The organism is Nocardioides albidus, from assembly GCF_006335005.1.
GTDB lineage: Bacteria > Actinomycetota > Actinomycetes > Propionibacteriales > Nocardioidaceae > Nocardioides > Nocardioides albidus.
On the sequence record NZ_VDMP01000021.1, the window covers coordinates 60584 to 73128 of the forward strand.

A 12545-nucleotide genomic window follows, 5' to 3' on the forward strand; every position below is an offset into this window, starting at 1 on the left:
GCAGCACGTCGAAGTCTCCGATCAGCAGCCCGACCAGAGCAGGAGTCGCGCGACGATCTCGTCCAACGAGACCTGGCATGGCCGGTCTACGACGTCTCCATCAGAGGCGCCGCGCGGAGCCGAGGATGACTCATCCTCCGATTTGACGACGGGCGCACGGCGTCGCCTCCAGCTCATCGACCCCGAGCCATCAAGCTCACCGACTCACGCTCTCGTTCGCGATGCAGCAACACGCCATGAACGATCCCCATCGTCGTCCACAGGGCGGCCGTCTGCACCAGCGATCCGACACGGAAGTCCCAGACGAGATCAGCAGGAATTACCGAAGGCACTCGCTCCTCGACGTGCGGCACCGAAAAGACGACCAAGGCGCCGATCGCGACCGCCGCTGCAGTCAGGAGCCAGCGCCCCTCCGGCGCGATGCCCCTGTCGACCGCTGCCCGATGGAGCGCGAATACGACTCCGACGAAGAGCACGCCGACCAAGATGATCAACAGATATATCAGCGTCCGCCGGCCCACGGTGTCCGAGCTGCCGATCCCGGGCGGATTAGCCGGCACCATCACGCTCGGCACGGCAGCGACGACGGTGAACGCCAGCGCCGCGAGGCTCAGCGCCCTTCCCAGATCCGTCTCCTCAGAGAAGCGGTGCTGCACACGCGCGTAGATCACGGCGAATGCAAGTCCGAGGAGCACGCCAACGACGAGAACGGTGATCGTGCCCCCGATCTGCTGCTGCAGGCGCGTCACCGTGGCGCCGTGTTCGTGAGCACCCCCGGCCTCGTGCCGGCCGTGCATCTCCTCCTCGAGCAGGATGGCTCGGCCGATGACCGGTTCGACCATCAGCCAGAGGACCACGACAGACGCTAGGCCGCCCGCTGCTCCCGCGACCGCACCACACCTGAGGCGCAGCCCCCAGGACGTCGCAGCCACGGTGTCAGTCGCACGGCACGCCGAGTGCATGCCGTCCATCGTGCGTGACCTCGTGCAGCCACGAGCCCATCTCGGCAGAGAGGAGAGAGTCGTTCCCCTGGAGGATCAAGAACACGGCAAGCAGCGCCACGGCCGCGAGTGCCGAGGCCCAGAGCGGCACGGCCGACGAGGTGGGACGATGGGCGAGGGGGGTGGATTCGATGTTCACGGTGCCTCCGGGATCGACGTCGTCCTCGCGGGGTCGACGGCGATCGGCTCGTAATGCGGTTCGTGATGGTTGCGGTTCTTGGGGGTGGCGAGGACGTCGCAGGTGCGGACCTCCACAGCGTCGCGATCGACCGTCCCCCGCTCGCCCAGCACCGCCTCGAACGCCCGGACCCAGTGCTCGTAGTACGACCATGGGGCACGCGTGGCGGCGGGGGATTCTTCCCACTGCCGGATGGAGGCGATCAGGGCCTGCTGGAACTCGCCCCAGGGATAGCCACCGGCCTCGTAGGCGGCGACGACGAGGGCGAAGGCGCGCAGCTCCCACGGCTCGTCGAAGGCGAGGTCGCCGGAGCGACCCGGGAGATCGCCGACAAGTGTGTCCAGCCCGCGCCGCAGCTCCGCCGTCAGCTCGGCGCCCGCCACCGGGGTCGTCACGAGACCGCCCCGACGGGAGCGACGCCGATCATCGAGTCGCGGGTGACCAACGTGGCGAGCTGCTCCTCCGACCACCCGTCCGTGCCGGCCGGACGCTGGGGCAGCACCCAGTAGCGGATCTCGGAGCTGGAGTCCCAGACGCGGATCTCCCTGGTATCGGGGATCTCGTAGCCGAAGTCCTCGGCCAGCACCTTGCGCGGCGCGCGGACCATGCGGGAGCGGTACTGCGGCTCCTTGTACCAGTTGGGCGGCAGGCCGAGGACGGGCCACGGGTAGCAGGAGCACAGGGTGCAGACGACGGCGTGGTGCACCTCGTCGCTGTCCTCGAGGACCACCATGTGCTCGCCCTGGCCACCTCCGATGCCGAGCTCGGCGCAGGCCGCGGTCGCATCCTGGAGGAGTCGGGCCTTGAACTCCGGGTCGGCCCAGGCCTTGGCGACCACCTTCGCGCCGAGTTGGGGCCCGACCTCGTTCTCGTAGATGTCGACATAGCGGTCGACCATCTCGGTGGTCAGCAGTCCCTGCTCGATGAGCATGGACTCCAGCGCCTTCACCCGCGCCGCGATCTCCTCGGACGTACGGTCGGCTTCACTCACGCTCTGCTCCTTCGCTCTCTCGCACCATCTCGATGTAGGGCTCCCAGACGTCGAAGGTCGAGGAGGTCCGCGGGTCGGCGTACTCCTCGCCCCACAGCTCGGCACCGCTGAGCTGGATCGTGTACAGGTGCTGCGGATCCTCGCCACGCTCGTTGCCCGCGGAGTCGGGGAACACGAAGGACCCGCGGTACGCCACCACCGTGCCGACCTTGCCACGCACGTAGCGGGCCATCCGGGTGTGACCGAGAGGAGCCACGCTGCGGACGCGCACGACGTCGCCCACGCGGAAGCCGACCGGCGCGTCGGTCGGCCGCGTGGCGGGCGCACCATGGGTGGACAGCGCCTCGACGACCGCGATCAGCTCCGGCTTCGGGTCATGGCGCGGGAGCGGCGCGTGCGGGTCGTCCAGGAATGCCTGGGTACGACGATCCAGCTCGGCCGGATCGATCATGCCCTTCGTGATCCCGTGGTGCTCCAACGAGTGGAGCCAGTGCTCGTAGTACGACGTACTCAGGTAGGTCACCGGATCCATCTGTTCGATGCCGTGCCGGAAGGAGTCCAGTCCGCACCAGCCGCCGATCATGCAGGACAGCTGCATCGTGAAGACCGCTCGCTCCCAGTCATGGGTGAACGCCGGCTCCTCGGGCGGCGCCTCGATCCGCCCGAGACCGTCGGTCCCGCCGAGGTCGAACACTCCGTTCATGACGCAACCTCCACTCGGTCGGGGCGCGGGAATCCACCCACCTCGGTCTCGAAAGCATGGGCGACGCGCAGCACGGTGGCGTCATCGAACCGCCTCCCGACGATCATCATCCCGACCGGCAGTCCCCCGACCAGGCCTGCGGGCACCGAGCAGGCGGGGTGCCCGGTGATGTCGAAGGGGGCGGTGTTGGTGAGCATCTCGGTGCCTCGGGCGAGGACCTCGAGCACGCCCGCGTCCGGCTCCGGAAGCGGGGTCGCCCGCATCGGCGTCGTGGGCATCACCAGGACGTCGTGATGGCGCAACGCCTCGTCGTAGGCGGCAGTGAGCTGCCGCTCCAGATTGCGCGCCATCGCATAGTGGCGTCCGTGTCCATTGTCGCGGGCATGGCGGCCGGCCAGCATCGTCATCTGGAGCGACTCCGAGAACGCGGACGGATCCGCCCGCCGCCGGGCACCGTAGTGCGCCATCAGATCGGGGTCGTAGCGACCCTTCCAACCGAAGCCGAAGGTGTTGCCCTCGACGAGCTGGGCGAGCCCGCCCTCGAACGCGATCACGCTGAACAGGGCCGGCGCGGTGGCGTGCCAGGGAACCGACACCTCCTCCACGACCATGCCGGCCGACCGGAGGCTCTCGACAGCAGCGCGGACCGCGTCGTCGACCTCGCCCTCCGAGTTGGCGTGACCGAACCCCTCGGTGACCACCCCGACCCGCAGGCCGGCCGCACCTCTTCCGAGGAGCGTCGCGTAGTCGAACGGCTCCATCGAGGACGGCTGACGTGGGTCGAGCCCGTCCGGACCGGCGATGACCGCGAGCATCTGAGCGGCCTCGGTCACCGTCCGCGCGGTCGGCCCCAGGTGGTCCAGGCTCGGCTCGACCGGCACCGCGCCGGTGTAGGGCACCAGACCCCAGGTGGGCTTGTGACCGACGATGCCCAGCCACGACGCGGGGATGCGGATGGAGCCGCCCTGGTCGCCCGACAGGCCCAGGTCGGCCTCACCGGTCGCGACGAGCACGCCGCTGCCGCTGGAGGATCCGCCGGCCGCCCGGCTCGGATCCCACGGATTGCGCACCGGACCGCTCTTGCTGGTGTGGGATCCCCCGGACATGCAGAGGTCCTCGCACACGGACTTGCCGACGATCACGGCACCGGCCGCCAGCAGCCGCGACACCACGGTCGCGTCCTCACGAGGGACGAAGTCCTCGAGCATCTTCGAGCCGTCCATCATCGGTACGCCGGCGACACTGGTGTTGTCCTTGATCACGACGCGCCGGCCGGCCAGCGGACCGTCGGCGCGGTCCTGGATCTCGGTCCGGACGTACCAGGCACCCCAGGGGTTGTCCGGGTCGTCGGGCCGCGACCACGCGCGCTCAGGAACCGCCGGCGCGTGCTGTGCGTAGAGCGACTCGACGAGGTCCCAGGCCGCCATGGAGTCCTCCGCCACGGCGCGATAGCACTCCAGGTCCGCTGGTGAGATCTCGAGGCCGTAGCCTGCGGCGATCCGCTCGAGAGCCGATGTGGTGGGCCGATCGATGGGCACGTGCCCTCCTTCATCCTGACGGGTTCGTCGATGCTGACGGGCCCGCCGCGGTCGTGGCAACAGAGGGAGCGCAGAGTCGGACCCCCACCCTTGTCGGAATCCTCAAGGCACCGTGGCCGCCGACTGTGGTGGACGCAGCACGGTCACAGACCGAGGTCGCGACCGATCAGCTCCTTCATGATCTCGTTCGAGCCGGCCCAGATCTTGGTGACCCGGGCGTCGCGCCAGGCACGGGCCACGCGGTACTCGTTCATGAACCCGTATCCACCGTGCAACTGCACGCAGTGGTCGAGGACCTCGGACTGCGCTTGGGCAGACCACCACTTCGCCTTGGCCGCATCGATGGCGGTGAGCTCGCCGTGCACGTGCGCCATCACGCACTTGTCGACGTACGCCTCGGCGACCTCGATCTGGGTGAAGAGCTCAGCCAGCAGGAACTTGTTGTGCTGGAAGGATCCGATCGGCTGTCCGAACGCCTGGCGCTCCTTGGTGTACTCCAGCGTCTCGATCAAGATCTGCTTGGCGTGCGCCACGTTGTTGATGGCGGAGCCGAGCCGTTCCTGCGGCAGCCACTGCATCATGTGGATGAAGCCCTGGTCGAGCTCGCCGATGACCTCGGCGTCGGTGACCCGGACGTTGTCGAAGAACAGCTCGGCGGTGTCGGACTCGTCCTGACCCACCTTGTCGAGCTTGCGCCCGCGGGAGAACCCCTCCTTCGAGGTCTCCACCGCGAAGAGCGAGATTCCGCGCGCCTTCTTCTCGGGACTGGTCTTCGCCGCGACCAGGACGAGGTCGGCGGAGTAGCCGTTGGTGATGAACGTCTTGGAGCCGTTGATGACCCACTCGTCGCCGTCCCGCACCGCCGTCGTCTTCAACGCTGCCAGGTCGGACCCTCCGCCCGGCTCCGTCATGCCGATCGCGGAGAGGATCTCTCCGGACGCCATGCCGGGGAGCCACCGCTGCTTCTGCTCCTCGGTGCCCAGCTCGACGAAGTAGGGCGGCACCGTGTCGCAGTGGATCCCGAAGCAGCTGTTGAGGGCGGCGAGGACCTTCGCGGTCTCCTCTCCGAGCACCGCGGCGAACCGGAAGTCCTCGGCACCGCTGCCGCCGTACTCCTCCGGGATGCCGAGGCCGAGAAGGCCCTGCTCACCGGCTGCGAGCCACATCTCGCGCGGGAAGGCCTTGTCCTCCGCGTAGGAGTCGAGGTTGGGGATGACCGAGCGCTCCATGAACTCCCGGACGGACTTCCGGAACGCCTCGTGATCACCGTCGTAGATCTCGCGTCTCACGTGCTGCTGCCTTGCCTCTCGTCATGCGGTCAGTCGGCGTTCCGAACGATCAACGGACGATCCTGACCATCTTCTTGTTGAGGAACTCCTCGATGCCGAGACGGCCGAGCTCACGGCCGAAGCCCGATCGCTTCACACCACCGAAGGGCATCTCGGGTCCCATCGCGTTGACGCCGTTGATGAAGACCATGCCGGTCTCCAGCCGGCTCGCCACCCTGCGTGCCTGCTCGGGGTCGGTCGTGAAGATGTACGAGCCGAGTCCGTAGTCGGTGTCATTGGCGACACGGATCGCCTCTGCCTCGTCGTGGACCTTGAACACCATGGCGACCGGTCCGAAGAGCTCGTCCCGGGCGATGTTGCTGCCCTCGACGCCCGTGAGCACACCGGGGGCGAACCAGGCGCCTCCCTGCTCCTCGGCGCCGGCGAGCGTCGCGCCGTCAGCGACAGCTTGCGACACCTGCTGCTCCAGCCGCTCCGCCGCAGCCAGGGAGGACAGCGGCGCCGCAGGTATCGCCGTCATCCGGGCACTGAACTTCGCCACGAACTCGTCGTACAGGTCCTCGTGGACGATCATCCGCTTGCCCGCGTTGCACGCCTGCCCGGCGTTCCCGACGCGAGCGATCACCGCGGCCTCGACCGTGGCGTCCAGGTCGTCGCTGCTGAGCACGATGAACGGGTCGGAGCCACCGAGCTCGAGGACGACCTTCTTCAGGTGCCGGCCGGCGATCTCCGCGACTGCCGCGCCCGCCCGCTCCGATCCGGTCAGCGACACGCCCTGGACGCGGCGGTCGGCGATCACGGCCTCGATCTGGGCGTTCGTCGCGTAGATGTTGTTGTACGCCCCGGCCGGGAAGCCGGCGTCGGCGAAGAGCGCGGCCAGCGCGGCGGCGGACTCCGGGCACTGGGGGGCGTGCTTGAGGACGATCGTGTTGCCGGCCACCAGGTTCGGCGCGGCGAAGCGGGCGACCTGGTAGACGGGGAAGTTCCACGGCATGATGCCGAGCAGCACCCCGAGCGGCTGCCGCTGGATGAGCGCGGATCCGCCGCCCCACTGCACCGGGATCTCCTCGTCGGCGAGGAAGGCCTCTGCGTTCGCCGCGTAGTAGGCGAAGATGCTGGCGCTGAAGTCGACCTCCATGAGCGCCTGGTCGAGTGGCTTGCCCATCTCGCGGCTGATGATGGCCGCGAGCTCGTCCCGCCGCTCCGCGTGGAGCTCTGCCGCGCGCTGCGTGCACTTCGCCCGGTCGCTGACGGCGGCGTCGCGCGCCCACGTCTCGTAGGCCTCGGCCGCGTTCGCCACGGCCACCATCACCTCGTCGTCGGTGGCCGTCGGATAGGCGCGGACCTCCTCGCCCGTCGCGGGGTCGACCACGGCATAGCGCTGCTCAGACATCCATCTCTCCGTTCGTGAGGGCCGAGGGCCGCTGATGCCAGCGAGTCGCGCTGCGGCGGGGGCGTCGAGGTCGTCGCGGACACGATCGTACGCCCTCAACTGAAAGTGCACTCTCACTCTAGATCGGAGGGGGAGCGGCGGCAAGGGTCTCGGCGAGATTTGTCGCCGTGCTGCCCGAGCGGTCAGAGCTGTCGTGAGCGAAGGGCCTGCGTCACCGTTGGCGATGGTGTCACCGATCGCTGGGTGCGGGCATCGAAGAACACCAGGGTGGAACTCCCCCGAGCGAAGGCCGTGTCCCCGTGCGCCACGACGGAGTCGATGGTCATCGACCGATTGCCGATGCGGGACACCCAGCTCCACACGTCCAGCGCCACCGACTGCGCGAGGTCCGGCCGGTGGAAGTCGACGTCCTTGTGAGCCACCACGGTGGAGGTGGGCTCGAGATCCATCTGCGCCATCAATGCGATCCGCGCCTCCTGCAGGTACTCGAAGACCGCCGTGTCGGCAACCACGCCCTGCGGAGACAGGTCGGCGAAGCGTACGGCGGCCGCCGAGTGGTGGGCCCGCTCGACCAGGTTCGGATCCAGAGCTGGTGCCCGACCGCGTCCCTGCCCAGGTGAGGGCCCGAGGACGACCCTCGATCGGGCAAGCACACGCTGCTCGCCGGGAGCGTCCTCGAAGAGCTCGGCCAGGACCACCGGCTCGCCCTGGGTCGCGTCGAGCCAGGCGCGGGTCGCGACGGTCGAGCCGGTGCCGAACATCAGCGGACTCAGGTAGCTGATCTCCTGACGTCGAACCGCCCACGGATGCTCGCCGACCGCGTCGGCACGGGCATTGAGGAGACGGTGGTGCGCGTCCTCGAAGTAGGCGGCGTACGCGACGTTGTTGACGTGCCCCAGCTCGTCGACGTCGGCCCATCGGAGCTGGACCTCGCATCGGATCACCGATCCATCTCCTCGCAGCGGCCACTCCATCACTCCCCACCTCCCCGGAGGTGCTCCTCTAGACTGCCGCGCAGACCGAAGGAGAGGTGCGCGTGGCATCGGACACTCCCCCGCAGCTGGGTCTGCGGGAGCGCAAGAAGCGGGAAGCGATGGCGCGGATGCGCGCCGCAGCCCGCGATCTGATGTGGGACCGCGGCTACGACGCCGTGACGACCAAGGAGATCGCCGCTCGCGCCGACGTCGGGGAGGCGACGCTGTTCCGCTACTTCCCCTCGAAGCTCGACCTGTTCCTGATGGTCTACGGCGAGGAGTTCGAGCGGGTCATCGACGCCTGCGCCGCGCAGGAGGCTGAGAACCATACGACGCCCTCCCGCGACGCCGGGGCCTACGTCGACCGCATCCTGGCCTGCTACCGGATGTTCGCCGACCTCTACGTGCGGTATCCGGACCTGGCCTTCACCTATGTGAAGGAGTCGTTCGGCGCCCACACCGACGTGGCCCAGAGCGGGCTCACCTACGCGGACCGATGGTTCGAGCTCCTCGAGGCGATCGTCGCCCAGGCCCAGGCCGCGCGGGCATTCGCCGGCATCGACCCGGCGATCATCGTGCAGAACTGTCATGCGCTCTACGTCCACGAGGTGCTCCGCTCCCACGCTCGCGGCCTCTCGTCGGCGAAGCTGCCGGATCGGCTGGCGCACCGCCTCGAGGCGCTGCTGCGTCCGCTCCAGATCCTGCCCAAGGGGAAGTGGCTCGAGCAGCTGGCGTCGATCTGAGCCGATCAAGCCGGCGTGACACCGGATCGCGCCGCCCGCGCGCCCGGGTGGGTGGCCGACAGCCGCTTGTTCCCGGGCCCGGCGATGTACTCCCGCAGGGTCTCGCCCTCGTAGTCCTTCCAGACGCGTCCGCGCTTCTGCAGCTCGGGCACGACCGTGTCGACGAACGCCTCGATGTCGTGGGGCGTGACCGCATAGGACAGGTTGATCCCGTCGAGATCGCCCTCGTCGATCCACCGCTCGATCTCGTCAGCGACAGTCTCGGCGCTGCCGACCAGAACAGGCTCCACTCCGCCGATGCTCATGTGGGCGCCGATGTCGGCGGGCGTCCACTTCCGCGACGGGTCGAGCTTGGTGAACAGGTCGAGGACCGTCTGGATGGCGTTCGTGTCGCCGGCGGCCAACGGGCTGTCCGGGTCGAAGCGCGAGAGGTCGACGCCGGAGAAGCCGCCGAACAGTGCCATGGCCCCTTCAGGAGAGGCGAACTCCTGGTACTCCTGGTATCGGCGTTCGGCCTCCGCGTCGGAGTCTGCGACGACAGCGGTGAGGATCGTGTAGATCTTGACGTCGTCCCGCTTGCGGCCCGCGGCCTCGACCTGGTCGCGGATGTCCTTCGTGATCACCCTGCTGAGCCCGGAGTTGAGCACGTTGACGAACAGTCCCTCACCGTGCTCGGCGGCGAAGGCACGGCCCCTGGACGAGGCGCCCGCCTGGAAGATCACGGGCGTCTTCTGTGGCGAGGGCTCGGACATGTTGAAGCCGTCCACCTCGAAGTAGCGGCCCTTGTGGCGAATGGGGTGGACCTTGTCCGGGTTGACGAAGACACCGCGCTCGCGGTCGAGCTCGACGGCGTCGTCGTCCCACGATCCCTCCCACAGCTGGTACATGACCGACATGAACTCCTCGGCCATCTCGTAGCGCTCGTCGTGCGGCAGCGGCTGCGACCCGAAGTTCCGCGAGGCGCTGGGGAGATAGGAGGTCACCACGTTCCAGCCGACTCTTCCCTTGGTCAGGTGGTCCAAGGTGCTGAAGCGGCGCGCCAGCGGGTACGGGTGCTCGAACGTGGCCGACGCAGTCAGCGCGAAGCCCAGCCGCTCGGTCACCGACGCCATCGCCGAGACGTACTGGAACGGGTCGTTCGCGGGGATCTGCATCCCGTTGCGCAGCGCCGGATCGACCGAGCCCTCGTAGACGTCGTACGGCCCCAGCACGTCGGCGAGGAAGATCGAGTCGAAGCGTCCTCGCTCGAGCGTGCGGGCCAGGTCCAGCCAGTGGTCCAGGTCCTTGTAGCGATGGGCCTGGCTCTGGGGGTGTCGCCACAGGCCCGAGCTCTGGTGCCCCGCCGCGGTCATGTTGAAGGCGTTGAGGGCGATGCGCTTGCTCACTCGTGACTCCTGAACTGTCGAGACGCTTCACTTCGATCGAAGTGCACTCTCAGTTTCTCATGTCAGCGAGCAAAGCGGAAGCGTCGACCGAGGAGTCCTTCCTGGATCAAGCGCCCTTCGCGCCGACTGTCGCGGTGACGTCCTCGACGCCGTGAATGACGTGGGTGATCTCGCCGGTCCCGTCGAACACCGGCTGGTTGACGGGTTGCCAGTAGTGCATCTGGAAGACCCCGTCGGCGTCCGCGATGTCGTAGCGAGTCACCGGCATCACGTGGCCGGCTCTCTCCTCCAGCACCCGCTCGAGGGCCGCGCGCATGGCCGCCGTGCCCGCGGCATCCGGGTCGTCGGGATTGTCCGGGAACACCTCGAACTGGCTCCGCCCGACGACCTCGTCACGAGCTCGCTCGCCCAACGCGGTGTCGGTGATCGCCACGATGTTCCAGTCGAGGTCGAGGACGAGGTAGTTGGCCGGAATGGCGTTGAAGAGGCGCTCGAAGTCGGGTGCGTTCATAGGGAGGCTCCTCGGTGGGGTCGACGGGACTGGGAGCAGTCCAGCATCTGCCCGGACCTGCTGACGAGTACCAACTTCGAACCCATCTCCTTGACTCCGCGCGGCCACAGATGAACCCTTGGCGATAACACAACGTCCGTCACCGAAAGGCTGCGCACTCTCTATGGCGGGTGCTCGCGGAGCCTCCCAGGATCACGTCTGCCACCGGTCCCGCAGACATCTCAGGGATGTGGCTTCGCGCGACGGAGGAGAGTTCACATGGTCAATGCGGTGCAGAACATCTGGCGCCATGCAGACGCGGTGCCCGACCACGTCGCCCTGCGGGTCGACCGGCGCTCTTGGAGCTACGGCGAGCTGCGGGCCCACGCGCGCAACGCCGCGCGTGAACTGGCTGATCGCGGCGTGACCCGCGGCGACCGCGTCCTCATCATGCTCCCGACAAGCGCGGAGTTCGTCTTCGTCTACCACGGGGTGCTGGCGCTCGGCGCTGTCGCCGTCACGGTCAACACCCTGTGCACGCCCCGCGAGGTCGACTACTTCCAATCCGACGCCGAGTGCGTTCTCGCGGTCGGTTGCCCTGACACTCGAGACACCCTTCTCGCCTCACCGTCGTCCGACCGGCCGAACTGGATCGTCGAGCCCGACTCGCTCGTGGCGGCTGGGGCGGCGGTCGACGACGCGATGACCTATGTGGAGGCGGATCCGGTCGATGCCGCCGTCCTGCTCTACACGTCCGGAACCACCGGGAGGCCCAAGGGCGCGGTCCTGACGCACGGCAACCTCCTGGCGTGCGGCCGATCCTTGTCGCAGGTCCAGGGACTCGAGCCGAAGGACCGGGTGGGCACGGCGCTTCCGCTCTTCCACGTCTTCGGGCAGGCCTCGGTGATGGCCTCCGTCCAGCACGCCGGTGCTGCGCTGTCGCTGCTTCGACCGTTCGATGCCGCGCAGATGCTCGACATGGCCGTCTCCCACCGACTGACCATGATGGCCGGCGTGCCGACGATGTGGAACGAGATGCTTCATGCCGACACGCCCATCACGGCCGACGACCTTCCCGACCTGCGCTACTTCCTGACAGGCGGCGCGCCGCTTCCCCACTCCGTCAGGGTCGAGTTCGAGACCCGGTTCGGGGCACGCGTGCTGGACGGCTACGGGCTGAGCGAGACGACCGGAGCCGCCACTGGCCAGCCCCTCGGCGAGGAGCCCAAGGAGGGCAGCGTCGGTCGCGCCGTCCCCGGTTGCCGGCTCGCCATCCTCGGGGTGGATCGTCAGCCGGTGCCCGCCGGTGAGATCGGCGAGGTCGCCGTCCAGGGCCCCAACGTCATGCGGGAGTACTGGAACCGGCCGGACGCCACCGCCGCCGTACGCAGAGGCCCGTGGTTCCTCACCGGCGATCTCGGCCGGATGGACGACGACGGCGACCTGTGGATCGTCGGCCGGCTCAAGGAGCTGATCCTCCGCGGGGGCTACAACGTCTATCCCGCTGAGGTCGAGGGCGTCCTCTACCGCCACCCGGCCGTGGTGGAGTGCGCGGTGATCGGCATTCCCGATGAACGGCTGGGCGAGGAGGTCGCCGCCGTCCTGGTCCTCGAACCGGGTCACGACCTCAACGTGGCCGAGGTGCGCACCTGGCTCGGTGAGCGACTCGCTTCGTACAAGGTCCCGCGCGTCTACCACCTCTGCGACGCCCTCCCGAAGGGCTCGACGGGCAAGATCCTCAAGCGCGCGATCGAGATCGACGACGTCGCACGGCACGGCATCAGGCCGCGCCGCGGCGACAGCACGAAGGCGACCGCCTAGAAGCGACCGGCAGCGGGCGCCCGTCAGGGCCACAGCAGG

General features: G+C 68.5%; 13 protein-coding genes. 2 read left to right on the forward strand and 11 right to left on the reverse strand.

From position 1 onward, the window contains the following. Positions 1–173: 173 nt before the first annotated feature. From FHP29_RS07990 to FHP29_RS08030, 9 genes are all read right to left on the reverse strand, one after another. Positions 174–971: a CbtA family protein gene (locus FHP29_RS07990; protein WP_139622345.1), complete on the reverse strand. Its 798-nt coding sequence runs from the start codon at positions 969–971 to the stop codon at positions 174–176. After that, on the reverse strand, positions 937–1140 hold the full coding sequence (locus FHP29_RS07995; RefSeq protein WP_205013947.1) for a CbtB domain-containing protein: 204 nt from the start codon (positions 1138–1140) through the stop codon (positions 937–939). Before FHP29_RS07995 ends, FHP29_RS07990 begins: the two co-directional genes overlap by 35 nt. After that, on the reverse strand, positions 1137–1574 hold the full coding sequence (locus FHP29_RS08000; RefSeq protein ID WP_139622346.1) for a nitrile hydratase accessory protein: 438 nt from the start codon (positions 1572–1574) through the stop codon (positions 1137–1139). Before FHP29_RS08000 ends, FHP29_RS07995 begins: the two co-directional genes overlap by 4 nt. Further along, positions 1571–2170: a nitrile hydratase subunit alpha gene (gene nthA / locus FHP29_RS08005; protein WP_139622347.1), complete on the reverse strand. Its 600-nt coding sequence runs from the start codon at positions 2168–2170 to the stop codon at positions 1571–1573. Before nthA ends, FHP29_RS08000 begins: the two co-directional genes overlap by 4 nt. Beyond that, positions 2163–2873: a nitrile hydratase subunit beta gene (gene nthB / locus FHP29_RS08010; RefSeq protein WP_139622348.1), complete on the reverse strand. Its 711-nt coding sequence runs from the start codon at positions 2871–2873 to the stop codon at positions 2163–2165. Before nthB ends, nthA begins: the two co-directional genes overlap by 8 nt. After that, entirely contained in the window at positions 2870–4411 is a 1542-nt protein-coding gene (locus FHP29_RS08015) for an amidase (RefSeq protein WP_139622349.1), read from the reverse strand. Before FHP29_RS08015 ends, nthB begins: the two co-directional genes overlap by 4 nt. A gap of 143 nt (positions 4412–4554) precedes the next feature. Continuing rightward, positions 4555–5700, reverse strand: a complete 1146-nt coding sequence (locus FHP29_RS08020) for an acyl-CoA dehydrogenase family protein (protein WP_139622350.1) — start codon at positions 5698–5700, stop codon at positions 4555–4557. 49 nt (positions 5701–5749) lie between these two features. Further along, entirely contained in the window at positions 5750–7093 is a 1344-nt protein-coding gene (locus FHP29_RS08025; RefSeq protein ID WP_139622351.1) for an aldehyde dehydrogenase family protein, read from the reverse strand. A 182-nt stretch (positions 7094–7275) separates the two neighbouring features. Next, positions 7276–8037: an acyl-CoA thioesterase gene (locus tag FHP29_RS08030; protein WP_158296517.1), complete on the reverse strand. Its 762-nt coding sequence runs from the start codon at positions 8035–8037 to the stop codon at positions 7276–7278. A 92-nt stretch (positions 8038–8129) separates the two neighbouring features. Between FHP29_RS08030 and FHP29_RS08035 the strand changes: the two genes are divergently transcribed. Further along, on the forward strand, positions 8130–8810 hold the full coding sequence (locus FHP29_RS08035; protein ID WP_139622353.1) for a TetR/AcrR family transcriptional regulator: 681 nt from the start codon (positions 8130–8132) through the stop codon (positions 8808–8810). A gap of 5 nt (positions 8811–8815) precedes the next feature. Here FHP29_RS08035 and FHP29_RS08040 read toward each other — a convergent pair whose 3' ends face one another. After that, positions 8816–10195 (reverse strand): LLM class flavin-dependent oxidoreductase, encoded by a 1380-nt coding sequence (locus tag FHP29_RS08040; protein ID WP_139622354.1) that lies wholly within the window; start codon positions 10193–10195, stop codon positions 8816–8818. 106 nt (positions 10196–10301) lie between these two features. Continuing rightward, positions 10302–10706 carry a PAS domain-containing protein gene (locus FHP29_RS08045; RefSeq protein ID WP_139622355.1) on the reverse strand — a complete coding sequence of 135 codons (405 nt, stop codon included), beginning with the start codon at positions 10704–10706 and terminating at the stop codon, positions 10302–10304. Positions 10707–10964: 258 nt separating this feature from the next. Between FHP29_RS08045 and FHP29_RS08050 the strand changes: the two genes are divergently transcribed. Then, a complete protein-coding gene (locus tag FHP29_RS08050; RefSeq protein ID WP_139622356.1) occupies positions 10965–12506 on the forward strand; it encodes a class I adenylate-forming enzyme family protein in 1542 nt (513 codons plus the stop codon). Positions 12507–12545 lie beyond the last annotated feature (39 nt).